The sequence below is a fragment of the Butyricicoccus sp. AM32-19 genome (assembly GCF_003480365.1).
Taxonomy (GTDB): domain Bacteria; phylum Bacillota; class Clostridia; order Oscillospirales; family Butyricicoccaceae; genus Agathobaculum; species Agathobaculum butyriciproducens.
In genome coordinates this window covers 15,174-39,537 of record NZ_QUIX01000018.1, presented here as the reverse complement: position 1 = coordinate 39,537, position 24,364 = coordinate 15,174, and the positions used below count along the sequence as shown (strand labels likewise).

General features: G+C 57.6%; 31 protein-coding genes and 1 pseudogene. 23 read left to right on the top strand and 9 right to left on the bottom strand.

Annotation, left to right across the window (positions count from 1 at the left end):
• Nucleotides 1-4: 4 nt before the first annotated feature.
• The 3 genes from DW806_RS12780 to DW806_RS12770 all read right to left on the bottom strand — a co-directional run bounded on the left by DW806_RS12780 (nt 5) and on the right by DW806_RS12770 (nt 2,412).
• Nucleotides 5-793 carry an amino acid ABC transporter ATP-binding protein gene (locus DW806_RS12780; protein WP_118647860.1) on the bottom strand — a complete coding sequence of 263 codons (789 nt, stop codon included), beginning with the start codon at nt 791-793 and terminating at the stop codon, nt 5-7.
• 12 nt (nt 794-805) lie between these two features.
• Entirely contained in the window at nt 806-1,444 is a 639-nt protein-coding gene (locus DW806_RS12775) for an amino acid ABC transporter permease (RefSeq protein WP_118730200.1), read from the bottom strand.
• Between the two features lie 101 nt (nt 1,445-1,545).
• Nucleotides 1,546-2,412 carry a transporter substrate-binding domain-containing protein gene (locus DW806_RS12770; RefSeq protein ID WP_118730199.1) on the bottom strand — a complete coding sequence of 289 codons (867 nt, stop codon included), beginning with the start codon at nt 2,410-2,412 and terminating at the stop codon, nt 1,546-1,548.
• 308 nt (nt 2,413-2,720) lie between these two features.
• Here DW806_RS12770 and DW806_RS12765 point away from each other — a divergent pair, with 308 nt between their 5' ends.
• Complete coding sequence (locus DW806_RS12765) at nt 2,721-4,061, top strand: butyryl-CoA:acetate CoA-transferase (protein ID WP_118481068.1); 1,341 nt, start codon at nt 2,721-2,723, stop codon at nt 4,059-4,061.
• Between the two features lie 94 nt (nt 4,062-4,155).
• Here DW806_RS12765 and DW806_RS12760 read toward each other — a convergent pair whose 3' ends face one another.
• Genes DW806_RS12760 through DW806_RS12750 form a run of 3 tightly spaced genes read right to left on the bottom strand, consistent with a single transcriptional unit; the run spans nt 4,156 to nt 6,929 of the window.
• Entirely contained in the window at nt 4,156-5,424 is a 1,269-nt protein-coding gene (locus DW806_RS12760; RefSeq protein ID WP_118730198.1) for a sensor histidine kinase, read from the bottom strand.
• Nucleotides 5,421-6,158, bottom strand: a complete 738-nt coding sequence (locus DW806_RS12755) for a LytR/AlgR family response regulator transcription factor (protein WP_118730197.1) — start codon at nt 6,156-6,158, stop codon at nt 5,421-5,423. The genes DW806_RS12760 and DW806_RS12755 overlap by 4 nt, the downstream gene beginning before the upstream one ends.
• Before the next feature lie 36 nt (nt 6,159-6,194).
• The gene (locus DW806_RS12750) at nt 6,195-6,929 is read right to left on the bottom strand and encodes a tRNA lysidine(34) synthetase (protein ID WP_110437407.1); all 735 of its coding nucleotides are present in this window, start codon (nt 6,927-6,929) and stop codon (nt 6,195-6,197) included.
• A 262-nt stretch (nt 6,930-7,191) separates the two neighbouring features.
• Here DW806_RS12750 and rplM point away from each other — a divergent pair, with 262 nt between their 5' ends.
• The gene (gene rplM, locus DW806_RS12745) at nt 7,192-7,620 is read left to right on the top strand and encodes a 50S ribosomal protein L13 (RefSeq protein WP_116704844.1); all 429 of its coding nucleotides are present in this window, start codon (nt 7,192-7,194) and stop codon (nt 7,618-7,620) included.
• 14 nt (nt 7,621-7,634) lie between these two features.
• Nucleotides 7,635-8,042, top strand: coding sequence for a 30S ribosomal protein S9 (gene rpsI / locus DW806_RS12740; protein ID WP_110437409.1), 408 nt, complete (start codon nt 7,635-7,637; stop codon nt 8,040-8,042).
• A gap of 90 nt (nt 8,043-8,132) precedes the next feature.
• On the opposite strand, the gene DW806_RS12735 is transcribed toward rpsI, so the two are convergent.
• The 3 genes from DW806_RS12735 to DW806_RS12725 all read right to left on the bottom strand — a co-directional run bounded on the left by DW806_RS12735 (nt 8,133) and on the right by DW806_RS12725 (nt 10,566).
• The gene (locus tag DW806_RS12735) at nt 8,133-9,245 is read right to left on the bottom strand and encodes a tyrosine-type recombinase/integrase (RefSeq protein ID WP_118730196.1); all 1,113 of its coding nucleotides are present in this window, start codon (nt 9,243-9,245) and stop codon (nt 8,133-8,135) included.
• A 154-nt stretch (nt 9,246-9,399) separates the two neighbouring features.
• A complete protein-coding gene (locus DW806_RS12730; protein ID WP_118730195.1) occupies nt 9,400-9,852 on the bottom strand; it encodes a hypothetical protein in 453 nt (150 codons plus the stop codon).
• A 12-nt stretch (nt 9,853-9,864) separates the two neighbouring features.
• Complete coding sequence (locus tag DW806_RS12725) at nt 9,865-10,566, bottom strand: helix-turn-helix domain-containing protein (RefSeq protein WP_118730194.1); 702 nt, start codon at nt 10,564-10,566, stop codon at nt 9,865-9,867.
• A gap of 160 nt (nt 10,567-10,726) precedes the next feature.
• On the opposite strand from DW806_RS12725, the gene DW806_RS12720 reads away from it, so the two are divergent.
• The 20 genes and pseudogenes from DW806_RS12720 (at nt 10,727) to DW806_RS12625 (ending at nt 24,350) form a co-directional block, all read left to right on the top strand.
• A complete protein-coding gene (locus tag DW806_RS12720) occupies nt 10,727-10,942 on the top strand; it encodes a helix-turn-helix domain-containing protein (protein WP_118730193.1) in 216 nt (71 codons plus the stop codon).
• A 37-nt stretch (nt 10,943-10,979) separates the two neighbouring features.
• Nucleotides 10,980-11,246 (top strand): hypothetical protein, encoded by a 267-nt coding sequence (locus DW806_RS12715; protein ID WP_118722280.1) that lies wholly within the window; start codon nt 10,980-10,982, stop codon nt 11,244-11,246.
• A 15-nt stretch (nt 11,247-11,261) separates the two neighbouring features.
• A complete protein-coding gene (locus DW806_RS12710) occupies nt 11,262-11,870 on the top strand; it encodes a GcrA family cell cycle regulator (RefSeq protein ID WP_118730192.1) in 609 nt (202 codons plus the stop codon).
• An 86-nt stretch (nt 11,871-11,956) separates the two neighbouring features.
• Nucleotides 11,957-12,301 carry a hypothetical protein gene (locus DW806_RS12705; protein ID WP_118730191.1) on the top strand — a complete coding sequence of 115 codons (345 nt, stop codon included), beginning with the start codon at nt 11,957-11,959 and terminating at the stop codon, nt 12,299-12,301.
• Nucleotides 12,302-12,303: 2 nt separating this feature from the next.
• Complete coding sequence (locus DW806_RS12700) at nt 12,304-13,605, top strand: AAA family ATPase (RefSeq protein ID WP_118730190.1); 1,302 nt, start codon at nt 12,304-12,306, stop codon at nt 13,603-13,605.
• Complete coding sequence (locus DW806_RS12695) at nt 13,605-14,678, top strand: ATP-binding protein (protein WP_118730189.1); 1,074 nt, start codon at nt 13,605-13,607, stop codon at nt 14,676-14,678. The genes DW806_RS12700 and DW806_RS12695 overlap by 1 nt, the downstream gene beginning before the upstream one ends.
• Before the next feature lie 18 nt (nt 14,679-14,696).
• A complete protein-coding gene (locus tag DW806_RS12690; protein WP_118730188.1) occupies nt 14,697-15,170 on the top strand; it encodes a DUF669 domain-containing protein in 474 nt (157 codons plus the stop codon).
• Between the two features lies 1 nt (nt 15,171).
• Entirely contained in the window at nt 15,172-16,749 is a 1,578-nt protein-coding gene (locus DW806_RS12685; protein WP_118730187.1) for a DEAD/DEAH box helicase, read from the top strand.
• 10 nt (nt 16,750-16,759) lie between these two features.
• Nucleotides 16,760-19,021, top strand: coding sequence for an AAA family ATPase (locus DW806_RS12680; RefSeq protein WP_118730186.1), 2,262 nt, complete (start codon nt 16,760-16,762; stop codon nt 19,019-19,021).
• 292 nt (nt 19,022-19,313) lie between these two features.
• Nucleotides 19,314-19,712 (top strand): RusA family crossover junction endodeoxyribonuclease, encoded by a 399-nt coding sequence (locus DW806_RS12675; protein ID WP_118722272.1) that lies wholly within the window; start codon nt 19,314-19,316, stop codon nt 19,710-19,712.
• A gap of 1 nt (nt 19,713) precedes the next feature.
• Nucleotides 19,714-20,010, top strand: a complete 297-nt coding sequence (locus DW806_RS12670; protein WP_118730185.1) for a hypothetical protein — start codon at nt 19,714-19,716, stop codon at nt 20,008-20,010.
• A gap of 11 nt (nt 20,011-20,021) precedes the next feature.
• Nucleotides 20,022-20,234 carry a hypothetical protein gene (locus DW806_RS12665; protein WP_118685325.1) on the top strand — a complete coding sequence of 71 codons (213 nt, stop codon included), beginning with the start codon at nt 20,022-20,024 and terminating at the stop codon, nt 20,232-20,234.
• The gene (locus tag DW806_RS12660; RefSeq protein ID WP_118730184.1) at nt 20,231-20,581 is read left to right on the top strand and encodes a hypothetical protein; all 351 of its coding nucleotides are present in this window, start codon (nt 20,231-20,233) and stop codon (nt 20,579-20,581) included. Before DW806_RS12665 ends, DW806_RS12660 begins: the two co-directional genes overlap by 4 nt.
• A pseudogene (locus tag DW806_RS12655) lies at nt 20,571-21,022 on the top strand (XF1762 family protein). Before DW806_RS12660 ends, DW806_RS12655 begins: the two are co-directional and overlap by 11 nt.
• Entirely contained in the window at nt 21,012-21,341 is a 330-nt protein-coding gene (locus DW806_RS12650) for a hypothetical protein (RefSeq protein WP_118730183.1), read from the top strand. Before DW806_RS12655 ends, DW806_RS12650 begins: the two are co-directional and overlap by 11 nt.
• Complete coding sequence (locus DW806_RS12645; protein ID WP_118648008.1) at nt 21,338-21,727, top strand: beta-sandwich lipoprotein; 390 nt, start codon at nt 21,338-21,340, stop codon at nt 21,725-21,727. Before DW806_RS12650 ends, DW806_RS12645 begins: the two co-directional genes overlap by 4 nt.
• Nucleotides 21,728-21,771: 44 nt before the next feature.
• Entirely contained in the window at nt 21,772-22,038 is a 267-nt protein-coding gene (locus DW806_RS12640) for a hypothetical protein (protein WP_118730182.1), read from the top strand.
• Between the two features lie 4 nt (nt 22,039-22,042).
• Nucleotides 22,043-22,462, top strand: coding sequence for a hypothetical protein (locus DW806_RS12635; RefSeq protein ID WP_118730181.1), 420 nt, complete (start codon nt 22,043-22,045; stop codon nt 22,460-22,462).
• Nucleotides 22,463-22,615: 153 nt separating this feature from the next.
• Nucleotides 22,616-23,113, top strand: a complete 498-nt coding sequence (locus DW806_RS12630; protein WP_118730180.1) for a terminase small subunit — start codon at nt 22,616-22,618, stop codon at nt 23,111-23,113.
• Nucleotides 23,082-24,350 (top strand): PBSX family phage terminase large subunit, encoded by a 1,269-nt coding sequence (locus tag DW806_RS12625; RefSeq protein ID WP_118730179.1) that lies wholly within the window; start codon nt 23,082-23,084, stop codon nt 24,348-24,350. The genes DW806_RS12630 and DW806_RS12625 overlap by 32 nt, the downstream gene beginning before the upstream one ends.
• The last annotated feature ends 14 nt before the right edge of the window (nt 24,351-24,364 follow it).

Below are 24,364 nucleotides of genomic sequence, written 5' to 3'. Positions count from 1 at the left end.
TTCTTTAGCTGTTTTGCGAAAAACGGCTCAAAAATGCGCGGGTTCGCTCGTTATGCGTATTTTCAAATACCTCTGTCGGCGTGCCCTCTTCAACGATAGTGCCGCCGTCCATGAATACGACATGATCGGCCACATCGCGGGCAAACGCCATCTCGTGGGTGACGATGATCATGGTGGTGTGCTGGTCCGCCAGTGAGCGGATAACGCGCAGCACTTCGCCGGTCAGCTCGGGGTCGAGCGCCGAGGTCGGCTCGTCGAAGCACAGGATATCCGGCTTGAGCGCGAGCGCACGCGCAATGGCAACGCGCTGCTGCTGCCCGCCGGACAGCTGGTGCGGATAGTGGCTCATGCGGCCCTCGAGGCTCATCATCTCGAGCAGCTCGATGGCGCGGTGCTCGATCTGCTCGTGAATCTCGCGTTTTTTCTGCTTGTAGTCCGGGCGTTCCTTGGCCTGCAGCAGGGGAGCGAGCATGACGTTCTCGAGTGCGGTGTACTGCGGGAACAGATTGAACGACTGGAACACCATGCCGAAGTGCAGACGGTTCTTGCGAATCTGCGCATCGCTCTTGGCGGCATGGTCGGCAGCGTCGAGCAGTGTCTCGCCGTTTACGATGATCTTACCCTCATTCGGGGTTTCGAGAAAATTCAGGCAGCGCAGCAGCGTGGTCTTGCCCGAGCCGGACGAGCCGATGATGGCAAGCGCCTTGCCGCGCTCCAATGTAAAACTGATGTCTTTAAGCACCTTGGTAGAGCCGAAGTTCTTATAAAGGTGCTGTACCTCCAGAATAGGCATAACGGCTCCTCCTTATTTAAAGTAATCCATTTTCTTTTCGATCCAGCCGAACAGCAGGGTCAGAATACCGTTGAACAGCAGGTAGAATACGGCGGTGTAGAACAGCGGCCAGATGATACCGGCGCTCTTGATGAACTTTTCGCCCATCCACAGCACCTCGTATACCGCGATGGTACGCGCCAGAGCGGTATCTTTAACAAGGTTGATAAACTCGTTGCCCATCGGCGGGATAACGCGCTTGATGACCTGCAGCAGCGTTACCTTGAAGAAAATCTGGCTCTTGGTCATGCCGAGCACCTGACCGGCCTCATACTGACCGCTCGGGATACCCTGAATGCCGCCGCGGAAGATCTCCGAGAAGTAGCAGGCGTAGTTGATGACAAAGGACAGCAGAGCAGCGCTGAAGCGCGGCAGCTTGAGTCCCCACACCAGAGCAGGGCCATAGTAGATGATGATGATCTGGAGCATGAGCGGTGTGCCGCGGACGATCCAGACGATGATTTTGATGAGTGCGCGCAGCGGAGTAATGCGGCTCATCGAGCCGAAGCTGATAAGCAGGCCGAGCGGCAGAGCGAATACCAGCGTCAGGCAGAAAAGCTGTACGGTGGTAACAAAGCCGCCCATCAGGCTGAGTGTTACATTGGCAAACATGTCGTTTCCTCTTTACCTCTTTTTTACTTTATTTCCTGTGATACATAAGGCAGAAGACGGTAGTCCGCCTTCTGCCTTATATTGAACTGGGGAATGGGAGATTAAGCCTCCGGATCTACGATTGCTTCCTGTACGCCGTACTTCTGAGCGAAGGAAAGAACAATGCCGTCCTTGTAGGCGCCCTTGTAGAAGTTGTTGAATGCTTCGGTCAGGTCAGAACCCTTGCGGAAGCCTACAACGTAGTTCTCGTCCTCCTCGCCGTTGGCCTCGTTGAGGTTTACGGTGTAGGTCAGGTTCGGGTAGCTGGTGCCCTCGCCGATCATAGCGCCTGCCATCAGCAGATCGATCACGCAGGCATCAGAGGTGCCTGCGGCAACCTCCATCAGTGCGTCAGCCTGAGACTGAACTGCGGTTGCATTCAGACCGGCAGCCTGTGCAGCAGCCTCACCGGCGGAACCGGACTCAACAGCGAAGGTCATATCCTTGATGGACTCGATGTCCTTGGCAGCATCAGCCTTGTCGGACGGAACAACAACAACCTGTGCGTTGGTTGCATACGGGTCGGAGCAGTTCATGGAGGTCTTGACCTCATCGGTCAGGGTCATGCCGTTCCAAACAGCGTCAACGCCCTTGGAATCCAGCTCCATGATCTTGTTGTCCCAGTTGATCTCGATGAACTCGGCTTTTACGCCCAGGCTCTCAGCGAAAGCCTTTGCCATGTCCGCGTCAAAGCCGACCCACTCGTCCGAGCCGTCTTCCTTATAATCCATCGGCGCGAAATCCGTGATGCCGATAACCAGCTTGCCGTTGCTCTTTACATAATCCACATCGCTCTCAGCGGAAGCCGAGGTGTCAGCCGCATCGGCACTCGAGTCGTCGGTCTTGGCAGCAGAGCCGCCGCAGCCGGACAGCATGGATACACTCATAGTGCCTGCCATCAGCAGTGCGAGAAGTTTCTTCGTCTTCATTTTTAGAAAACCTCCTGTAATTCGGTTCATATCTTGTTTACTATTATAACACTTTAGCGCAGAAAATCAACCCCTGATTTTCATGCAGATTTTCAGCATTTTTGAAGGATAATCGGGCGGTATTTTGTGCAAAATCTAAAATAACAGGGTGAAATATATGGAAAAGAGGATGGGGAGCGGTTGGGACGGATTCTCACTCTTTTTTGCGAACCTGTGTTGACCTGTACCAAAAAAGAGATTATAATCATAAGTAAGCATGATTGTTAAAGAATAAACAATGAAGAACAAGTAAGACGGAGGGAATCAGCGTGGATTATACTGCACTGTATCAGCAGAAGCTGACAACGGCGGATGAAGCCGTTAAGGTTGTTAAATCGGGTGACTGGGTAGACTACGGCTGGTGTACGGGTACGCCTGTTGCACTGGACAAGGCACTTGCGGCCCGCATGGGCGAGCTGGAGGACGTAAACTTCCGCGGCGGCGTACTCATGCGCCGACCGGCGGTATTCGATATTCCGGATGCAGCCGATAAGATCACCTGGAACTCGTGGCACATGTCCGGCATTGAGCGCAAGGCCTGTATGGAGGGCTTCGGCTTTTACAGCGCACTGCGCTACTCCGAGATGCCGCGTTGGTACCGCGAGAACGTCCGTCATGTCAATGTAGCCATGATTCAGGTGGCGCCGATGGACGCACACGGCTGGTTCAGTTTCGGCCCGCAGGCTTCGCACCTCAAGGCGATCTGCGATGTATCCGACGTTATCATCGTTGAGGTCAACAAGTATATGCCGCGCTGCCTCGGCGGCTTTGAGGACGGCATTCACATTTCGCAGGTGGATATGATCGTTGAGAGCGACACCGAAATGCCGCAGATGGGCGCAGGCGGCGAGCCGACCGAGGTTGATAAGGCGGTTGCAAAGCTGATCGTGGAGGAAATCCCGAACGGCGCGTGCCTGCAGCTGGGCATCGGCGGCATGCCGAATACCGTAGGCTCGATGATCGCGGAGTCCGACCTGAAGGACCTCGGCGTTCATACCGAGATGTACGTTGACGCTTTCGTTGACATTTCCCGTGCAGGCAAGATCAACGGCTCGAAGAAGGCCATCGACCGCGGCCGTCAGGTGTTCGCGTTCGGCGCAGGCACTCAGAAGCTGTACGATTTTGTAAATGATAATCCGGAGTGCATGTCTGCACCGGTATCCTATACCAACGATGCGCGCACCATTGCACAGATCGACAACTTCATTTCCATCAACAATATCGTGGATGTGGATCTGTTCGGTCAGATGAACGCAGAAAGTGCCGGTATCAAGCAGATTTCCGGTGCAGGTGGCCAGCTGGACTTCGTTCTGGGCGCGTATCTGTCCAAGGGCGGCAAGAGCTTCATCTGCTGCTCGTCCACCTTTAAGAAGAAGGACGGCACGCTCGAGAGCCGTATTCGTCCGACGCTCGAGAACGGATCGGTCGTTACCGATGCCCGTCCGTGCGCGCACTGGTTTGTCACCGAGTACGGCAAGGTAAACCTCAAGGGTCTGACTGCATGGCAGCGTGCGGAGGCTCTGATCTCGGTTGCGCATCCGGATTTCCGCGAGCAGCTGATTCAGGAAGCGGAGAAGATGCGTATCTGGAAGCGCTCCAATAAGAGATAAAATGCTGTCGGCGGAACTACAGTTCCGCACGGTGTTTGCTACTGTTTATAAGAAAACGCTCTGTGAAAACAGAGCGTTTTTTCTTATGCAATTATTAAAGTGAAATTCGCAGGATAAACTGCTGATTCCTGACCGAAAAGCTATATACACCGCCGTATCGCTCGACGATGCTGCAAATGCTGTGCACGCCGATGCCGTGTCCGGCGCGGTCGGAGACCGGCACGCCGTGGCTGAACTGCACCGGCTGCGTGCAGTCGTTGACAACCTGCAGGAAGAACTTTCCGGCTTTTTCGTATGTCTGCACCTCGATGTGTCCGGGAATGCCGTCCGCGCGCTCGCTGCATGCGTGAATCGCATTCTCAAGCGCGTTGGAGAGCAGCACGCACAGGTCGCTCTCGGCAAGCGGCAGCTGATTGGGCAGCACGGCATGCACCGCAAGCGGGATGCCCTGCGCCTTGGCGCGGTCGGCAAACGATGAGAGAATCAGGTTTGCGGCCTCGTTTTCGCAGTAAACGGTCACGCGGCTGGCTTCGATTTCCTCGCTGATGGAGTGAATGTACTGCAGTGCCTGCTCATACTGCTCATTCTCGATGCAGGCGGTGATGTACTGCAGATGATGCCGCAGATCATGCCGGTAGGCACGGGTTTTCTGCTGAGAGATACGCAGTGCTTCAATCTCACGGACGGCCTGATGCACCTGCAGGTCAAGATTGCTTTTCAGCTCCTCCAAACGCAGCCGTGCGTGCTGCTCTCTGGAAATGTGAATCAGGAACAGCAGATACGCCGCACTGCACACGAACGGCATGAATTCCACGACTACGGCCGAACCGGAGAACAGCAGGTCGGTGTAAACGCGGGTGGCATAGTCAAACGCATAGTACACCGCGGGCACAATGCCGAACTGACACTGCACCGCCCGCGAATACTGCGACACCGACCGGATGGCAGGTGCGGCCTTGAGCAGCAGAATGAGCATCGGCACGGTGACGATTATTTCCACAGCGTACTGCATGGTGTCTCCGCCGGAGAAGATGGCGACCGCGATCAGCGCCAGCCAGCGCCGCAGCTGACAGCACAGGTACGCCGTCAGCACGGAAATCACCGGCCACAGACGTTCATGACTGAGCGAGCACAGCGCGAGCACAAGCGGCAGGTGGGTGTGCAGCGGATACAGATAGCGTCCGAAGCCGGGGTCCACACCGAGGTAGGCGATGCCGGACAGGCAGAAGATCATCAGCGTGTACAGCAGCATGCGCTTTTTCGCCTTGGGCGTCCAGTGGATATTGCAGAATGCCGCAGAGAGCGCGATGCCGAACAGCGTAACGGCAACGGAGTTGCAAAGGTCAACAGCGAGTGCGATCATGTCAGGAACACCTGTTCTTTCTGGAAGGCGTGTTCAAGGTACGCGTCCTTGATGTCGTTGTAGCGTCCGCGCGGAATGGGCAGCTCGGCGCGGCTGGACATGACGAGCGTTTTCGGCGTGATCGTCTGGATATGCTCTAAATTTACAAGGTAGGAGCGGTGAATGCGCAGAAAATTCCTGTGTTCGGCAAGGCTTTCGCACAGGCTGTCCATGCTGCCGGCGGCTTCGAGCACGGTGCCGTCAGTCTTGTGCAGCAGCAGGGAACGGCGAATGACCTCGCAGTATTCCAGCTTGTCCAGTTCAACGCGCGTGATGCCGGTTCTGCAGCGCAGGATCAGGCTGACGCTGCTCTCGCGCGAGCAGGCGGCAATGACCGAATCCATCAGCCGGAAGAAGCTCTCCGGCCAGATCGGCTTGAGCTGATAGAAATACGCGCCCACCGTATACGACTGCACGGCAAACTCTGCGGATGAGGTGAGAAAGATGATCTTCACGTTGGAGTCGTACTGACGGATCTCACGAGCGGCTTCGATGCCGTTTTCGCCGGGCATGAGTACATCGAGCAGCAGAATATCAAAGCGTGCGCCCTTTTCGATGGACGCCAGCAGCTCGAACGGGCTTTGGAAGGCCGTCGGGGCGATATCGGCGTTGTGTTCCGTACGGTAGCTGCCGAGCAGCTCGTGCAGTTCATCGAGCACGCTGGGATCGTCGTCGCAAAAGCCAATCTGGATCATGGTTCTCATCTCCTTTCTTTTTATAAAGGGAACAGATCATTTGTAATCGCGGCGGGTCTTGTCGGGTTCCCAGCCCTCGAGCGGGTAGCGCTGCATGGCGCCGAAAATGCGCTCGCGTACACCGGGCATGGTCTTTTCGAGACTTTTCAGCAAATCCTTGATCTCCTGCCGCTTGGTGTTGCCGTCCGCCGGACACGGATTGTGCACGATAGGCAGCTCGTGCCGTTTGGCGAACGAGCGCACATAATGCTCCGGCACATACAGCAGCGGACGAATGAGCGTGATGTCGGCGCGGTCGAGGTAGGTTACCGGCGAAAAGCACGAAATGCGGCCTTCATAAAATAAGGAAAGCATGTAGGTCTCCACTACATCGTCAAAGTGATGGCCGAGCGCAACCTTGCTGCAGCCTGCCTTGCGGGCGGCATCGTGCAGAGCGCCGCGGCGCAGCTTGGCACAGAGCGAGCAGGGGTTTTCCTCGTGGCGGATATCAAACACAATAGGGCCGATCTGGGTGGGGACGCGGATGTACTCGACGCCCAGCTTGTCGCACAGCGTCTGTACAGGGGAGAAGTCCATCTCATCATAGCCCATCTCCAATGTAATAGCCACGACGGTAAAGTGGTGCGGATAAAAGCGGCTCAGCTGACTGAGTGCCACGAGCAGCGCGAGCGAGTCCTTGCCGCCGGAAACACCGACCGCAATCCTGTCGCCCTCATCTATCATATGGTAATGGTCCACCGCACGGCGGACATAGGAAAGCATTTTCTGCATAACAGTCTCCTTTTTGATCGTACATATTAAAATTTATCAGAAAACGCCAAAAATCGCAAATGCAAAAAATGAAATGCAAAGTGAGTATTCGGGAGTATAAGAGAGATTAAAAGAGAAAACGAGAGAATGCATTGGATTGCAGATATTTTTTCAAAATTTCGCTTGACTTGCGCAAAATGATGTGTTTTAATAAATATGCTCGTTTCGAGCGATTAATCAGTTGTCAAAGTATTTTTGATATATATAAACGGAGGAAAAAACCATGTCTACTTTTATGGCTAAGGCAGAAAATGTCGAGCGTAAGTGGTATGTACTGGACGCAGCTGGCAAGCCGCTGGGTCGTACTGCTGCAACCGCTGCAATGCTGCTTCGCGGCAAGCACAAGACCACGTTCACTCCCCATGTTGACTGCGGCGATTTCGTAATCATCGTCAACGCTGACAAGGCGGTTCTGACCGGTAAGAAGCTCACCCAGAAGTACTATCGTCATCACACCGGCTGGGTCGGCGGTCTGAAGGAAGTTCAGTACAAGACCCTGATGGCTGAGAAGCCGGAGTTCGCTATGCAGCTCGCAGTTAAGGGCATGCTGCCGAAGAATTCCATCGGCCGTCAGTCCGCTACCCGTCTGAAGGTATTTGCTGGCGAGAACCACAATCATCAGGCTCAGAAGCCCGAGAACTGGGAAAAGTAAGGGAGGATTAACTGATGTATACACCTAAGAAGGCATATTTCTATGGCACCGGCAGAAGAAAGTCCTCTGTTGCCCGCGTTCGTCTTTTCCCGGGCGGCACCGGTGAGATCAAGATCAACAACCGCACCATCGACAACTACTTCGGTCTCGAGACCCTGAAGATGGTTTGCCGTCAGCCGTTCGAAGTAACCGGCACCGAGGGCAAGTTCGACGTAGAGTGCACCGTAACCGGCGGCGGCTTCACCGGCCAGGCTGGCGCAATCCGTCACGGCATCGCTCGTGCTCTGCTGCAGGCTGATTCCGACCAGTACCGCGCAGCTCTGAAGGCTGCAGGCTTCCTGACCCGCGATCCGCGTATGAAGGAACGTAAGAAGTACGGTCTGAAGGCTGCACGTCGTGCACCGCAGTTCTCCAAGCGCTAAAACAGCAAAATACCACCGAAACTACTGTTCGGTGGTATTTTTTTATGCACTTAGATTTTTCTGACGACATTCTGACGACACGGGGAACGTTTACGACATGGTTTCCCTGCGGTCGCCGCCGCGCGTTTTATGGAATACGGCTGCACGGAGTTCCTCCAGCTCGTTGTGGACGTAGATCTCGGCGGTGACCTGAATGTCCTTGTGGCCGAGGATCTTCTGGATCGTGTAGATGTCCACGCCGTTCCGGCGCAGGCTGGTGCCGTAGGTATGGCGCATCTCGTGCGAGGTGAGCACCGGAATGTCCGGGTGACGCTCGTGCACGCCGGTCATAAACTTCTTGAGCCGCTGAGAAAAGTGGTCGGTATCCTGCAGGCCACCGGTCTGCGAGGGAAAAAGGTACAGACTGTCGTGCGGCAGCGACTGCACCAGGGCGATACACTCGTCCGAGATCGGAATGGTGCGGAAGCTGTTCTTCTTCGGCGCGGCCAGCTTGAGCACGCCGACCTCGGAAACGACAGTGCGCTGAATATGCAGTGAGCCGTTACCCGGCTCGAGTACGAAGTCCGTCCACATGGTTCCCAGTAGCTCGCCGCGGCGCATACCGGTATCGAGCAGGAGCGCAGCAGCGGGAAACGCTTCGAGTGCTTCCTCGCGCACAATGGCGATCTGCTTTTCGGTCAGTACACGCTTGACGCGCTTGTGCGCCGAGCTGCTGAACTGCACGCGCTTTGCCGGATTCTTGTAGCACAGGTCGTTCTCGATGGCCGTTTCAAAGATGTCCACCAGGCACAGACGGATCTTCTTCAGATGCGATGCAGACAGACCCTTGTGCATGGCGGCGAACGTCTGCACATCGACCGGCCGCACGTCGGTCAGATCAACACTGCCGAAATACGGCTCCAGATACAGCCGCACGATCTCCTCATAGGTCTGGAGCGTGTTGGGACTGACAAACGGCTGCTTGTAGGTCTTGAGCCACTTGCGCGCCCACTGAGCGAAGTTGTAGCTTTTCCGGACAAAGGCTTCGCCGGTCCGTGCGGATACCTCGGAGGCTACGCGAAACTCCTCGGCTTTCTTTTTCGCATCGGCAAGGCTGACCGTGCTGTAAAAGGATTTGCGCAGCGGCTTGCCGTGAATGTCGCGGCCGAGCGTGATCTTGTATTCGTAGCGGTTGTCCTTGCGTGTAGGTTTTTTTCTCGGCATAAAAATAACCCCTTTCTTACCGTAAAAAAGTATGGTAAAATAGGGGTACTGATGTAACGGCTCAATGTTTTATCAGTACCCCATGTCCCGCTCTGGTGTTGGTAGCACCGGGGCGGGATTTTTTATGCGTTTAACCGGGTCGAATTCGACCCCTTTATTTTTTCTCGAGTTTCACAGTCGTGGTGACGCCCATAGCAGATACGCTGTAGCTGATCTGTCCGTCCTCGTAGGTGAACGTCTTTGTTTCGTCCGGAGAGGCGAGGAGCGCGTTTGCGGTCTGCTCGGTGTCGTTGGCAGAATCCCAACTGTACGGCTCATCTGCTGTGGTCGGAGCCTCGAAGCTGCCCGCCCAGTACAGCGCGGTGGTGTCCGGTGCGTTCCAGTTGACAGTGATCGTGTCCGCCGTGATTGTGGCGGTCTGGTAGCTGTCCTCGCTGTCACTGTTCACCTGCACCCATTCGCCGGTCAGATCGGGCGGCTGCGGTGCTTCCTCCTGCTGGGCGGCGGCATCGGCGCCGGTGCTGTTCGATGCGTTTCCACCGCAGGCTGTGAGCGGCAGTGTCAGCATGAAGCAGGCGAATACTAACGCTAACATTCTCTTTTTCATATTCGGTTCTCCTTAAATTTGATCTACGGTGCGAATGACTTTGATTACACGGCCGACAACGCGGCATTTCTCCAAATCAGAGCCTTCGATCCGTTTCGGTTTGAACTCGGGATTGATCGGAACCAGCTCGAGCCAGTCTTCGCCGGGCTTGTAGTTGATTCGTTTAACTGTGGCCTCGCCGTCACCCAGCAGCATAATGCCGATCCGGCCGGGAACCTCCATGTCGCTGCATCTTAAACAGAGAATGTCGTCGCCGTCCTGAAACTGCGGGTACATACTGTCGCCGCTGATGGTCGCCAGGAAAAAGTCTTCCGGTCGTCGGCGGCCTATCCATTCAGCAGGAATGGTTCGCAGTTCATAGGCATCATCGGGTGTTGCGTCGAAGTGTGCAGCCACCGGGCCTGCGTAGTGAACTGTAACAAGCGGATTGTCCTCAGGTTCACGTGCATTGACCTCACGAAGTGTGCGGGCATTATCCAGATGAAAAAACGGTTCCGATACATTGCCGAGCAGATAGTCACTGCTGACATCAAACAGTCTTGCGAAATTAGAAACCACGGTGATGATCGGTTCCTGCAGACCGTTTTCATATCTGCTGATCGTGCTCTTGTTCAGGCGGCCGCCAAAACGATCATTGTAGGTTTTAGCAAGGCTTTCGAGAGAATATCCGCTTTCGGTGCGCAAATCTTTTAATATTTTACCAAAGTCAGCCATAATAGCTTCCTCCTTTTGAATTTATCGTATCACATACAATTAAGAAAATCAATATGGAAATTTGCGTTTTCGATAACAAAATTAAAAATAGTTATTGACAACGCAACGGCAGGGTGTTATAGTCTTGTTATCGAAAACGCAACGAAGGGAGGAGAAGCCGATGGTCGAGAAGAAGAAACTCATTCACGAACCGTATAACAAATTCAAGGGATTTATGCGGGAAAACGGTATCATTTATTCGCATATTGCCGAACTACTCGGTGTCACACCGACGACTGTTTCACAGAAGGTAAACGGTCAGTCGGATTTCACTGTCAGTGAGGCAGAGTTGATTATGCGGGAATACCATACGGACATCAAAATTTTTTTGCCCTGAATGTTGCGTATACGATAACAAAGGGAGGTGAACATCTATGGCAGTACCCACCACCATCATCACAAAGCTGGACGAGCTGGAGCAGCTTTGCGAGAAGTACCCCAGCAAAATCCCGATTGAGGAGTGCGCAGCGTTCCTCGGCATGGCGGGCGAAAGCCTGCGGGCGTGTCTGGAGCATGGTTCCTGTCCGTTCGGACTGGGCTGGCTCAAGAAAAATGCGCACAACCGCGCATTTTACATTCCGACATTGACCTTTTATCTCTGGGTGACGCAATCCGCAGGGTTCAAGAACAACAAAATTTAGAAAGAAGGAAATCCAATGCAAAACAACAATTTCGCAGAAACTCTCGCCTCGGTCGCATCCGAGTTCGGCGTAGAGGACACCGCAAAGCACGGCCGCGGCATCAAGCCGAGCAAGCGTCCGTACTTCCGCTGGACAGATGAACAGCTCGAGCAGCTGGCAACGCTGCGCGACGAGGGCAAGTCTGCGAACGAGATCGCGGAGGCGCTGGGCGTGTCGAGCGATAAGGTCATCACCAAGCTGGCCGCCATGGCAGCACGGCAGCGGACCGGCAGCAAGACGCCGGAGCCGAGTACCGAACCGGTACCCGAGGCCGAGGCAGAACCGGAGCAGAAAGCTGAAACCGAGCCGTCCGTCGAGGCTGAGCCGGAACCAGAGCTTAACCCAGTGTCGCAAGACCTTAACCCAACTGATGTTGACCTCGACCGCATGATCTTCACGGCGTTCGACAACGTCGTCGGCAAGGTAGATGATTTCGTCACGATGTCCGGCTGCTGGCGCAAGGTGCTGACGACCATCGAGAAGCAGTTGAACGAGCTGGCATATCTCGTTTGGGAACACCCGAACACAGAGGAATCGGTCTGCCAGATCGCAGCTATCGTCGCGTATGACGAGATCCGCGCATGAAAAACGCCGCTGTCAGGACGGCAATCCCGATCAGCGGCAAAGAAATGTATTCAACCACATAATAGCATGAAGTTAGGAGAATTTCAATGGTAAAGATTATCTGTACGGAAAACGGCGACAACAACCGCACGGAGATTGCGCTGGGCGGCGACATGGATCTGGTAGTCAGCCAGATCGGCTACGCGGTCAAGACGATCTACACGAACGTGCGCGAGCAGGACAAGAATGCTGCCGAGGAGTTCCGTGTTAAGCTGATCCGCGCAATCGCAAGCAAGGGTACGCCGACGTGGAGCACGGAGCCGTGCGAGGACGCAACGCTCGATGCAGCACTCGTCCGCAAGGGCGCGAAGCTGACCGGCGATGACATTGCCGACCTGCTGCGCCGCGGCACGCCGAAGAACATCGTCAAGGCTTTGCTGGAGGAGATGTAACCATGACCGACCCCATTAAGATCACCTCGCTCGAGGCGGAGAACGTCAAGCGCGTGCGTGCGGTGCAGCTGCATCCGAGCGCAACCGGCCTGACCATCATCGGCGGGAACAACAACCAGGGCAAGACCTCGCTGCTGGACACGATCGCATGGGCGCTCGGCGGCGACCGCTTCCGTCCCTCTATGGCGACCCGCGAGGGCAGCACGATCCCGCCGCACATCAAGGTCACGCTGTCCAACGGCCTGATCGTCGAGCGCCGCGGCAAGAACAGCGACCTCAAGGTCATCGATCCATCGGGCAGCAAGGCAGGACAGCAGCTTCTCAATGCCTTTATCGAGCAGCTGGCACTCGATCTGCCGCGCTTTATGCAGGCGAGTGACCGCGAAAAGGCGGACACGCTGCTCCGCATCATCGGCGTGGGCGAACAGCTTGCCGCACTGGAACGCAAAGAGCAGGAGCAGTACAACGAGCGCCTTGCCATCGGCCGCATTGCCGACCAGAAAGCAAAGTACGCGAAAGAGCAGCCGTACTGGCCGGATGCACCGGACGAACTCATCTCCGCAAGTGACCTCATTCGTCAGCAGCAGGCAATCCTTGCCCGCAACGGCGAGAACCAGAGCAAGCGGGCGATGGCAAGCCTGCTCGAGCAGCAGGTGAGTACCCTGACCGCGCGTGTGGATGAGCTGCACCGTCAGCTGCAAACCGCCGAGGACGAACTCACCGCTAAGACGGCTGACCTTGCCACCGCCCGCAAGACCGCCGAGCAGCTGGTGGACGAGAGCACCGAGGAGCTGGAACGCAGCATTGCCGACATCGAAACCATCAACGCCAAGGTGCGCGACAACCTCAACCGCGAAAAGGCCGAGGAGGATGCCCGTGCCTATCAGCAGCAGTACGACAGCCTGACCGCCGAAATTGAACAGCTCCGCGAGGACAAGCGCGCGCTGCTGGACGGCGCCAAGCTGCCGATGGAGGGCCTCGGCGTTGCGGACGGCGCACTGACCTATCACGGCCAGAAATGGGATAATATGTCCGGCAGCGAGCAGCTGCGGGTGGCGACCGCCATTGTGCGCTGCCTCAAGCCGCAGTGCGGCTTCGTGCTGCTCGATAAGCTGGAGCAGATGGACCTCGGCACGCTGCGCGAGTTCGGCGCATGGCTGGAAAGCGAGGGCTTGCAGGCGATCGCAACGCGCGTTTCGACCGGCGACGAGTGCTCCATCATCATCGAGGACGGCTATGTGCAGGGAGAGGAACAGCCTTTACCTGACGAGCCGCAGAGTACATGGAAAGCAGGTGCATTTTAATGCAGATCATCCGCGGAAAACAGAAGACCGCGCTCAAGGTTGTTGTGTACGGTCCGGAGGGCATCGGCAAGTCTACGTTTGCCGCACAGTTCCCGAATCCGCTGTTCATCGACACCGAGGGCGGCACCAAGCACATGGACGTTGCCCGCACACCTAAGCCGACCAGCTGGGTCATGCTGCTCGGTCTGGTCAAGGAGTGTATTGCCGACCCGAGCCTGTGCGGCACGCTCATCATCGACACGATGGACTGGGCGGAGCTGCTGTGCAGCCGCTACGTCTGCGACAAGAACCAGAAAAAGAGCATCGAGGAGTTCGGCTACGGCAAGGGCTACACCTATCTGATGGAGGAGTTCGGCGCCCTGCTGAATACGCTGAACGAGCTGGTCGAGCGCGGCGTGAACGTAGTCGTGACGGCGCACGCCAAGATGCGGAAATTTGAGCAGCCGGACGAGCTCGGCGCATACGACCGCTGGGAGATGAAGCTGTCCGCCAAGACCGCGCCGCTCGTCAAGGAGTGGGCGGACATGGTGCTGTTCGCTAACTACAAGACGTTCGCCGTCAAGACCGAGAACGGCAAGACCAAGGGGCAGGGCGGCGAGCGCCGGATGTACACCACCCATCACCCGTGCTGGGATGCCAAGAACCGCTTCGGCCTGCCCGGCGAGATGCCGTTCGATTATGCCGGAATCGCCCATATCATCGGGGACGGCAAAAATATTTCGGAAAATTTTTCGGAAAATGAACCGTTAGCGGTCAATTCTGCGGACGAAACGCCGGATAAGTGTAAGGACGTTTCCGATGCACCCGCACAGGCGGCAGTAAGCGAACCGGCGAAACCGGACGGCACCGTGCCGGACATTCCGGCTGGTATCCCGCAGGCGCTGCGCGACCTGATGCAGGCCAACAACGTCACCGCGACCGACATTCAGACCGCCGTTTCCGCCAAGGGATATTTCCCGCTCGGCATGGAGATCACCGACTATCCGGCGGATTTTGTAAACGGCTGCCTGATCGGTGCGTGGGATCAGCTCTATCAGGTCATTCTGAAGGAGCGCAAGGACATTCCGTTTTAATCAAGGAGGACAATCATTATGAACGACAACATTCTGGATCAGGAACTCGGCTGGGAAGACGAGATCGAAAACGAGGGCAGTCCGCGCCGTGTGCTCGAGCCGGGCGAGTACCCGTTTACCGTACTGGGCTTTGAGCGTGCCCGCTACGCAGGCAGCGAAAAGGTAGCGCCGTGCAATCAGGCTATCCTGCACCTGCGTGTGGATGCGCCGGACGGCGAGAGTGAGATGAACGTCAACCTGTTTCTTCTCAAGCGTTTTGAGTGGAAGCTGTGCCAGTTCTTCACAAGCATCGGTCTGCGTAAGCACGGCGAAAAGCTGCGTATGAACTGGGCGGCCGTCACCGGCAAGACCGGCCGCTGCCGCATTACCAAGCGTACTTACAAGGACAAGACCGGCGCAGACCGCGAAACCAACGATCTGGACGAGTTCCTCGATCCGCTGGGTGCGCCGTCCATGCAGCAGGCGGGCGGCTTCACGCCGGGAGCATTCTAATATGGAACTGCGACCGTATCAGCAGGCGGCGCGTGAGGCGGTCGAGAACCGCTGGGAGCAGGGTGACGACAGCACCCTGCTTTCTATTCCCACCGGCTGCGGAAAGACTGTCATTTTTGCGAAGATTGCCGAGGACAGGGTGCGGCAGGGCGACCGCGTGCTCATCCTCGCGCACCGCGGCGAGCTGCTCGATCAGGCCGCCGACAAGCTGCACACCGCGACCGGACTTTCCTGCGCGACCGAGAAAGCCGAGCAGAGCTGTCTGGGCAGCTGGCTGCGCGTGGCGGTCGGCTCGGTGCAGACCCTTATGCGGCCCAAGCGGCTGGCGGCGTTCCCGCGGGACTACTTCGGCACCATCATCATCGACGAAGCGCATCACGCGGTATCCGACAGCTACGGACGTATCCTGAATCACTTCGACAGCGCAAAGGTGCTCGGCGTAACCGCAACGCCCGACCGAGGTGATATGCGAAACCTCGGCAGCGTGTTCCAGTCGCTGGCGTATGAGTATTCGCTGACAAAGGCTATCCGCGAGGGCTACCTCGTGCCCATTAAGGCACTGACCGTGCCGCTCAAGATGGATTTAAGCGGTGTCGGCGTGCAGTCCGGCGACTTTAAGCCGGGCGACCTCGATAGTGCGCTCGACCCGTACCTCTACCAGATCGCAGACGAGATGGCAAAGACCTGTGCCGACCGCAAGACCGTTGTGTTCCTGCCGCTGGTCAAGACCAGCCAGAAATTCCGCGATATTCTGTGTTCGCGCGGCTTCCGTGCGGCAGAAGTGAACGGCGAATCGCCCGACCGCGCGGAAATCCTTGCGGCATTCGACCGCGGCGAGTACAACGTGCTGTGCAACAGTATGCTGCTCACCGAGGGCTGGGACTGCCCGAGCGTCAACTGCGTTGTGGTGCTGCGCCCGACTAAAGTACGCAGCCTGTACAGCCAGATGGTAGGCCGCGGCACGCGCCTGTTTCCCGGCAAGACCGACCTGCTGCTGCTGGATTTCCTGTGGCACACCGAGCGGCACGAGCTTTGTAGACCGGCGCATCTGGTCTGCGAAACCGCCGAAGTTGCAGAGAGCATGACCGAGAGCGCAGCCGAGCAGGGCGGTCCGGTGGACATTCTGGAAGCCGCTGAGCAGGCCGAGAGTGATGTGGTGCAGCAGCGTGAGGAATCCCTCGCCAAGCAGCTGGCGGAGATGAAAAGCCGCAAGCGCCGTCTGGTGGACCCGTTACAGTTTGAGCTGTCCATTCAGGCGGAGGATCTGGCAGGCTACACGCCCGCCTTTGGCTGGGAGATCGCGCCGCCGAGCGAAAAGCAGATCGGCGCACTGGAAAAGTGGGGCATCCGTCCGGACGAGATCGAATGCGCGGGCAAGGCAGCAAAGCTGCTCGACCGTCTGGCGGCACGCCGCACCGAGGGTCTGACAACACCCAAGCAGATTCGCTTTCTGGAGGGCAAGGGCTTTACGCACGTCGGCACCTGGCAGTTTGAGCAGGCAAAGCAGCTCATCGACCGCATTGCCGCCAACGGCTGGCGCATTCCGCGCGGCATCGACCCGAAAACCTACATGGGATAATGGAGGATAAATGAAGCAGGACGAACTCGATCTCCGGCAGGCGCTGGACTACATCGACCCGAGAGAACTCTCGTACAGCGAGTGGGTCGGCGTCGGCATGGGGCTGAAAGAAGCAGGCTATCCCGTCGGTCTGTGGGAGGACTGGTCAAGACGGAACGGCGGGCGCTACCGCACCGGCGAGTGCGCCCGCAAGTGGGACAGCTTTCGCGGCACGGACACGCCCATCACGGCGGGAACCATCGTGCAGATGGCGCAGCGCGGCGGCTGGCAGCCGAACGGCGGCGACTGTGAACTCGGCTGGGACGATGAGATCGGCGGGAACGAACCCTACCGCGTGATTGACCCGCACTGGGTCGAGGCGCAGGAGATTGCCGAACCCGCCGAGTGGCATCCGGCGCAGCAGCTCATCACCTACCTCGAAACGCTGTTCGACAGCGAGGAGCACGTCGGCTACGTCACCCGCTCGTTCTCGAACGAGGACGGCAAGGCCATGCCGACCAAGGGCGACTGGGCACGAACCGCCGGTCAGCTGGTGCAGGCGCTCTCTGCCTGCGGCGACGACATCGGCAGCGTGCTCGGTGACTACGACCCGGCGGTCGGCGCGTGGATCCGCTTCAACCCGCTCGACGGCAAGGGCATCCGCAACGAGAATGTCACCGCGTTCCGCTATGCGCTCGTCGAGTGCGACGGCATGGACATCGACCGCCAGAACGCGCTCATCCGCGAGCTGGAGCTGCCGGTGGCGTGTCTGGTGCACTCGGGCGGCAAGAGCGTGCACGCCATTGTACACATCGACGCACCGGACTATCCCGAGTACCGCAAGCGGGTCGAATACCTGTACACGGTCTGCCGCAAGAACGGTCTGGAACTCGACCAGCAGAACCGCAATCCGTCGCGCCTGTCGCGTATGCCGGGCGTGCTGCGAAAGGGACACAAGCAGTTTCTCATCGACACCAACATCGGCAAGACGAACTTTGCCGAGTGGCGCGAGTTCATTGAGAGCGCAACGGACGATTTACCCGATCCGGAGAGCATGAGCGCTGTCTGGGACGAAATGCCGCCGCTGGCACCGGCACTCATCAGCGGCGTGCTCCGGCAGGGACACAAGATGCTGCTTGCCGGACCGTCCAAGGCGGGCAAGTCGTTCGCACTGATCGAGCTGACCATCGCCATCGCCGAGGGCAAAAGCTGGCTCGGCTTCGACTGTGCACAGGGCAGAGTGCTGTACGTCAACCTCGAGCTTGACCGCGCCTCCTGCCTGCACCGTTTTAAGGATGTGTACAGCTGTCTCGGCTGGAAGCCTGAGCACCTCGGCAACATCGACATCTGGAACCTGCGCGGCAAGTCCGTGCCGATGGACAGGCTCACGCCCAAGCTGATTCGCAGAGCGGTCAAGAAGGACTACATCGCGGTCATCATCGACCCCATTTACAAGGTCATCACCGGCGACGAGAACTCTGCCGACCAGATGGCGAACTTCTGCAACCAGTTTGACAAGGTGTGCACCGAACTCGGCTGCGCGACCATCTACTGCCACCACCATTCAAAGGGTGCACAGGGCGGCAAGCGCTCGATGGACCGCGCGAGCGGCTCGGGCGTGTTCGCCCGCGACCCGGATGCGCTGCTCGACCTCATCGAACTCGAGGTGTCGGACGATTTACGCACTCAGATGGAGAACAATGCCGTCTGCCGTGTGTGCGGCGCGGCGCTCGAGGCAGCAGGAAAGAGCGACGAGGTATCGCAGGACGACCTGTGCAGCCAGCGTGCCGCCATGGATGCCTGCAGGCGGCTGCTCTCCGGCGTGGACTATAATCACCTGCTCGACCGCATTGCGGACACGAGAAAAGAGGTGCAGGCGCGGACGGCGTGGCGCATCGAGGGCACGCTGCGTGAGTTCCCGAAGTTCCCGCCGGTCAACCTGTGGTTCGAGTTTCCGGTGCACCGGCCGGATGGCAACGGCGCTTTGCAGGACATCAATCCGGACGAGGCCGCTCCGGCATGGCAGCGCGGCGCAAAGGCCCGCAAGGGCAAGGCGAAGCAGGCGAAGCAGAGCAAGAAGGAAGCGTTCGACACGGCGTACAACGCGCTGTGTCTGGGCGGGGATGCACCGACCGTGCAGGACGTTATCGAATACTACACCGAGCAGGATGAGAACGGAGAGGTGCAGAAGCCGACTTCGAGAACCGTCTACCGTTGGATTAAGGATTATGGTTATTCGCTGGATAAGAATAGTGGAAAAATTTTGAATGACACGACCTGCGACATGACCTGAAAGTTAAGGTTATGACGCTTGCGACACAACCTGTGACACGACCTTACGGTTCAGGTCATGTCGTTAGTGACATAACCTGCGACACGACCTGAAATTATGGTCATGTCGAGAGTGACGACACGACCATATATATACTACGTATATATTTTTGACAATGTCACAAGTGACACAACCAGGTGGGTCAGTGTGTGAACGCACTCACCATGTGAGGGGGCTTGGAAGGCGCCCCTCACAAATGGTTGGAGAGCGCACACACGACTGGACCCGTCGCGCGAGAGGAGAGAAGAAGAAAATGGTAACGCAGTTTTTCATGGCGATGCGCCCGCCGACGTGTACGGCGCAGGAGAAGCAGGTGCGCGTGGTGCATGGCAAGCCGCAGTTCTACGAGCCGCAGGCGCTTGCCGCCGCTCGGGCAAAGCTGTGCGCTCACCTCGGGCAGCACCGGCCGGAACAGCCGTATACAGGCGGTGTGCGGCTCGTAGTGAAGTGGCTGTTCCCGCGAGGAAAACACCCGAACGGCAGCTACCGTACGACAAAGCCGGATACGGACAACCTGCAGAAGCTGCTCAAGGACTGCATGACCGCCGAGCACTTCTGGACGGACGATGCGCTGGTGTGCTCGGAGATCACGGAGAAATTCTGGGCGGACACGCCCGGCATCTGGATTCACATCGAGCCGGTGGAGGGCTGATATGGACTTTGAGGAGATGAACCAGCGGGCATACGACCGCAAACCCGAGCCGGACGGTCTGACACCCGCCGAGCGCATGATCTGGCTGGCGCTGCGGCTGCTGTATGAGCTGCATTTTCACGGCGGCCTGACCCGTGAGGAGGGCGTGGCGTATAAGCAGGAGCTGAAAAAAGATTACGAGCGTAACCTCGCGCAGGAGGCCGAGTGGCTGCGTGCCGGTACGGCAATGAAGCTGCTGCGGCAGAGCGAGAACCCCGAGGTGAAGAAGATCGTCGGGGAAGTTGAAACGATGTTTTGAGGAGGAGAACAATGGCAAAATGTAAATTCTGTGGACAGGGTGTGCGGACTGCACCCGTGTTCCATCCGGCCTGCTGGGAGCAGCGGGCAAACAAGGTGATGGAGGAGTTCTGCGACGAGTATTGCAGATTTCCGCGAGAAATCGAGGACCATGACGACCTGATCGAGCACTGCTCGGAGTGCGTGGCCGCAGAGCTGCTGCGGATGGGAGGAAATGAGGTATGATGCTGGGACTGACAGGTAAGGACATTCTCGCCCTGACCAACGAGAGCAAGCGTAAGGCCGTGCTGTCTGACTGGCGTAACTGGGGCATCTGGCACAAAGCGCCCGAGATTGGGCTTAGCGTGTACCGGCTCGACCTGCCGGACGGCTCGTTCTTTACGGCCAGCTGGTATGAGGGCGACGACTTCTTTCCGGGCGGCAGCATGGGCAACGTCAATCGTCCGCGTTTCAATCTCTGCAATAAGGGCGGCAAGCTGAAAGCCGGGAGCAAGGCCGAGAGCCTGCTGACGGACAAGCTCAAGGAGCTGCGGAAGGAGCTGCTGGAACGGGGTGAGAACCATGGCGCTTGAAATCATACCGATCTCGCTGCGAGGTGCAAATGCCTATGTAAGAGATCATCACCGTCATCACAAGCCGACTGTCGGACATAAGTTTTCGATTGCATGTGCGGATGGAGATAAAATCGTCGGTGTTGCTATTGTAGGCCGACCGGTGTCGCGCCACTTGGATGATTACTGACACTGGAGGTCAATCGTCTGTGCACGGACGGCACGCGCAATGCGTGCTCCATGCTCTACGCTGCCGCATGGCGAGTTGCCCGGGCGATGGGATACAAGCGACTTATAACGTACATTTTGGAAAGCGAACCGGGGACAAGCCTGAAAGCCGCTGGCTGGAAGTGTATGGGGAAGGCTGGCGGCCTGCGCTGGACAGGCGCTCGCTGTCCGGAAACGGATCTCTACCCGGCGGAAATGAAGTTGAGATGGGAAGTGACGACCGATGAAAACTGACGAGCTTATCAAGTCACTGCAAAGTCTGAAAGTGCAGACCGGCTCGCTGGTCTGCCTCGGCTGCGGGCATGAGCACAACTGCGGCGTGCATGGCTGCGCGATCGCGCGGGAGGCCGCGGTGCGGCTGAGCCTGTATGAACACGCGCTGGAGCAGGTCGCAAAGGAACGCGACACGCTGCTTGCGCAGCTCAAGCGCCTCGGCGGCTGCATGGGCTGCACCGGTCATATGAACCCGGAGGCGCGGCTCTGCACCGACTGTGACGAGGCGTGCCGCGTAGCGGTCCGAATTATGAGAAAATATCTGGAGGAACAAAAATGAAAAAGAAAATCATGGCGGCACTGCTCTGCGGTGCTATGATGTGTAGTCTGTCGGCCTGCAGGGAGAGCGAGCGCGTTGCGTACAACATCTCGAAGGAGGCGGACAATTTCAACGTCACGCGCCGTCTGGAAGTCATCAACGCGCGTACGGACAAGCCGGTGTTTGAGCTGATCGGCAACTTCGCCATCTCGAACAACAGCGAGAACGAGCTGGAGGTGACTGTCGAGACCGGGCAGGGCGTTTACAAGAAACACCTTGTGTACCTCAACGACTGGACGATCTACGTTGTGGAGGACGTCAGCGGCGCTTACGTGGACAAGTTCCACTACGAGGTGAATTTCCTGCCGGAGATGATCATTCCGGTTACGGTGACGTCGCATGACTAAATACAGCGACAAGGTTCGGCGCTATTTAGCATGGAGGTATGGCGATGAAGAAAAAGCGTGTCAATCCGCACAGGCGTCCGGCGACACTGGCGGACGTACAAAAGGCAAAGAAAGCCGCGCAGAACGAGGCGGTAACAACAGCATGGGCAATCTTTTTCTCGGCGCTGCGGGATAAGGAGGGCTTCGGCTACACACGGCTCCGGCGGGTCTGGGACGAGGTAAACTACCTCGCGGACAGCGTTTCCAAGGGCTATGTGTCGATCGCCGATCTCGAAAAGGAACTCGAAGACTACGGAATCACGTTGAGGTAGGATTATGACAACTAAGGATTGGCTGAACCGCGGGTGGGCACTCGACCGCGAGATTACGGCTTTGGAGAGTGCCAAGCGCCGGGCATATGACCGCTGCGTGTCCGGCGTGGCATCGGTGAGCGGTGCACCGGGCGGCGGCGGTACCTCAGACGGCGGCCTGAGCCGCTACGCCGACTTTGCCGCACAGGTGGATGCCCAGATCGACAAGCTGGTGGGCATCAAGCAGGAGATCGCGGCGGTGATTGTCGAGGTGCCGGATACAACCCTGCGGACACTTCTCACAAAACGGTACTTAAACTTTGAGAAGTGGGAGAAAATCGCGGTTGACTTAGACCGCACTCTGCGCTGGGTCATGCGGCTGCATGGCAGAGCATTGCAGGCAGCAGAAAAAATTCTGAAAGAAAATGCGAACAGGCCATGTTAGTTCACATAGTTTCCTGCTATACTGGTATCATGAAGTTCAGCGGGAATGAAACTAAGGTCCCGCATTTCTCCTGCTTCATAGCATTGGAAACACCTCCGGAAAGGCACTCTTGGAAACAAGGGTGCTTTTTCGTGCCCGAAAGGAAGTGAAACCATGACAAGCAAACAGAAACGGTTCGTCGAGGAATACCTCATCGACCTGTGCGCCACGCAGGCGGCGATCCGTGCCGGATACAGCCCGGAAACCGCCGGGTCTATCGGCTCGGAAAACCTGCACAAACCTGAAATCCGCGCGCGCATTGATGCCGCCATGGCGGAGCTGTCCCGCCGGACGGGGGTCAATCAAGAGCGCATTGTGCGTGAGCTGGCAAAGGTGGCGTTTGTCAACGCTGCCGATGTGGTGGACTTTGAGAACGCTAAGCTGCTGCCGAACGCCAGCGCGGACGATACCGCCGCCATTGCCTCGGTCAAGGTCAAGCAGATCCCGACCGATGCCGGGATGGGCATTGAGCGCGAGATCCGCATGGCGGACAAGCTCAAAGCACTGGAGCTGCTCGGCAAGCACCTCGGTATGTTCACCGACAACGTGCACCTGACCGGAGATATGGGGGTGCAGATTATTGACGACATTCCCGACAGCGGAACAGGTTAAGCTGACCGACGTCATCGCGCCGTCGTTCTACGAGGTGCACCGCGACATCGCCGCAGGCGGGCACACCTACTACAAGCTGGACGGCGGGCGAGGTTCCGCAAAGTCTTCGTTCGTTGGTACGGAGATTATTCTTGACATGATGAGGGATGCTCAGGCAGGCAAGATCACCAATGCGGTGGCGTTCCGCCGCTACAAGGAGCAGCTGCATGACAGCGTTTTTGAGCAGCTGCTATGGGCGATCAACAAGCTGGGCGTGGCTCACCTGTGGAAGGAAACGGTGAGCCCGCTGCGGCTCACATACATCCCCACCGGGCAGGTCATCCTGTTCCGGGGCGCTGATAAGGTCAAAAAGGCCAAGTCCATCAAGGTCTCCAAAGGCTATATCAAGTACCTGTGGTTTGAGGAGCTGGATGAGTTTGAGAACCCGGAGAAAATCCGCAGTGTGCGGCAGTCCGTTGTGCGTGGCGGCGAACAATTCACCGTGTTCTTTTCCTACAACCCGCCCAAATCTCAGAGGAATTGGGTGAATAACCCGGCAAACTGGAACAGATCCGACCTGGTCAATCACCACAGCACCTATCTGACCGTGCCGCGTGCATGGCTCGGTGAGCAGTTCATCATGGATGCCGAGCACCTGCGCGACACAAACCCAGCTGCCTACGAGCATGAGTATCTCGGCAAGGTGACCGGCTCGGGCGCTGAGGTGTTCGACAACCTGCAAAGCCGCCGCATCACCGATGAGGAGATCAGCCGCTTCGACCGCATCTACAACGGCGTTGACTGGGGCTTCTACCCGGACCCGTGGGCGTTCAACCGGATGCACTACGATGCCGCACGCCGCACGCTGTACATCTTCGGGGAGCTGACCCGGTACAAGCAGGGCAACCGCGCAACCGCCGATGCGCTGCTCGCGTTCGGCCTGACCGGTGCTGACCGCATCACGGCGGATTCTGCCGAGCCGAAGTCCGTGCAGGACTACAAGAACTACGGCCTGTTCTGCCGCGGCGCCATCAAGGGATCCGGCAGCGTGGACTACTCGCACAAGTGGCTGCAGTCGCTCCTCCGCATCGTCATTGACCCGGTACGGTGCCCGGACACCTGGAAGGAATTCAGCGAGTACGAGTACGAGCGGGGCGCGGACGGCGAGATCACGGCAGGCTATCCCGATGCCAACAACCACCACATTGATGCGGTGCGGTACGGACTGGAACCTGTCTGGAAGAAACGAGGTCAGTGATGTTACAAAGATTT

Coding starts and splice junctions, on each gene's coding strand:
- DW806_RS12730 (WP_118730195.1), bottom strand. CDS start 9,852: ATGAAAAAGAGAATGTTAGCGTTAGTATTCGCCTGCTTCATGCTGACA.
- DW806_RS12755 (WP_118730197.1), bottom strand. CDS start 6,158: ATGATCCAGATTGGCTTTTGCGACGACGATCCCAGCGTGCTCGATGAA.
- DW806_RS12695 (WP_118730189.1), top strand. CDS start 13,605: ATGCAGATCATCCGCGGAAAACAGAAGACCGCGCTCAAGGTTGTTGTG.
- DW806_RS12700 (WP_118730190.1), top strand. CDS start 12,304: ATGACCGACCCCATTAAGATCACCTCGCTCGAGGCGGAGAACGTCAAG.
- DW806_RS12675 (WP_118722272.1), top strand. CDS start 19,314: ATGGTAACGCAGTTTTTCATGGCGATGCGCCCGCCGACGTGTACGGCG.
- DW806_RS12780 (WP_118647860.1), bottom strand. CDS start 793: ATGCCTATTCTGGAGGTACAGCACCTTTATAAGAACTTCGGCTCTACC.
- DW806_RS12640 (WP_118730182.1), top strand. CDS start 21,772: ATGAAGAAAAAGCGTGTCAATCCGCACAGGCGTCCGGCGACACTGGCG.
- DW806_RS12670 (WP_118730185.1), top strand. CDS start 19,714: ATGGACTTTGAGGAGATGAACCAGCGGGCATACGACCGCAAACCCGAG.
- DW806_RS12635 (WP_118730181.1), top strand. CDS start 22,043: ATGACAACTAAGGATTGGCTGAACCGCGGGTGGGCACTCGACCGCGAG.
- DW806_RS12680 (WP_118730186.1), top strand. CDS start 16,760: ATGAAGCAGGACGAACTCGATCTCCGGCAGGCGCTGGACTACATCGAC.
- DW806_RS12630 (WP_118730180.1), top strand. CDS start 22,616: ATGACAAGCAAACAGAAACGGTTCGTCGAGGAATACCTCATCGACCTG.
- DW806_RS12710 (WP_118730192.1), top strand. CDS start 11,262: ATGCAAAACAACAATTTCGCAGAAACTCTCGCCTCGGTCGCATCCGAG.
- DW806_RS12735 (WP_118730196.1), bottom strand. CDS start 9,245: ATGCCGAGAAAAAAACCTACACGCAAGGACAACCGCTACGAATACAAG.
- DW806_RS12725 (WP_118730194.1), bottom strand. CDS start 10,566: ATGGCTGACTTTGGTAAAATATTAAAAGATTTGCGCACCGAAAGCGGA.
- rplM (WP_116704844.1), top strand. CDS start 7,192: ATGTCTACTTTTATGGCTAAGGCAGAAAATGTCGAGCGTAAGTGGTAT.
- DW806_RS12690 (WP_118730188.1), top strand. CDS start 14,697: ATGAACGACAACATTCTGGATCAGGAACTCGGCTGGGAAGACGAGATC.
- DW806_RS12650 (WP_118730183.1), top strand. CDS start 21,012: ATGAAAACTGACGAGCTTATCAAGTCACTGCAAAGTCTGAAAGTGCAG.
- DW806_RS12715 (WP_118722280.1), top strand. CDS start 10,980: ATGGCAGTACCCACCACCATCATCACAAAGCTGGACGAGCTGGAGCAG.
- DW806_RS12665 (WP_118685325.1), top strand. CDS start 20,022: ATGGCAAAATGTAAATTCTGTGGACAGGGTGTGCGGACTGCACCCGTG.
- DW806_RS12660 (WP_118730184.1), top strand. CDS start 20,231: ATGATGCTGGGACTGACAGGTAAGGACATTCTCGCCCTGACCAACGAG.
- DW806_RS12645 (WP_118648008.1), top strand. CDS start 21,338: ATGAAAAAGAAAATCATGGCGGCACTGCTCTGCGGTGCTATGATGTGT.
- DW806_RS12705 (WP_118730191.1), top strand. CDS start 11,957: ATGGTAAAGATTATCTGTACGGAAAACGGCGACAACAACCGCACGGAG.
- DW806_RS12685 (WP_118730187.1), top strand. CDS start 15,172: ATGGAACTGCGACCGTATCAGCAGGCGGCGCGTGAGGCGGTCGAGAAC.
- DW806_RS12775 (WP_118730200.1), bottom strand. CDS start 1,444: ATGTTTGCCAATGTAACACTCAGCCTGATGGGCGGCTTTGTTACCACC.
- DW806_RS12770 (WP_118730199.1), bottom strand. CDS start 2,412: ATGAAGACGAAGAAACTTCTCGCACTGCTGATGGCAGGCACTATGAGT.
- DW806_RS12720 (WP_118730193.1), top strand. CDS start 10,727: ATGGTCGAGAAGAAGAAACTCATTCACGAACCGTATAACAAATTCAAG.
- rpsI (WP_110437409.1), top strand. CDS start 7,635: ATGTATACACCTAAGAAGGCATATTTCTATGGCACCGGCAGAAGAAAG.
- DW806_RS12750 (WP_110437407.1), bottom strand. CDS start 6,929: ATGCAGAAAATGCTTTCCTATGTCCGCCGTGCGGTGGACCATTACCAT.
- DW806_RS12760 (WP_118730198.1), bottom strand. CDS start 5,424: ATGATCGCACTCGCTGTTGACCTTTGCAACTCCGTTGCCGTTACGCTG.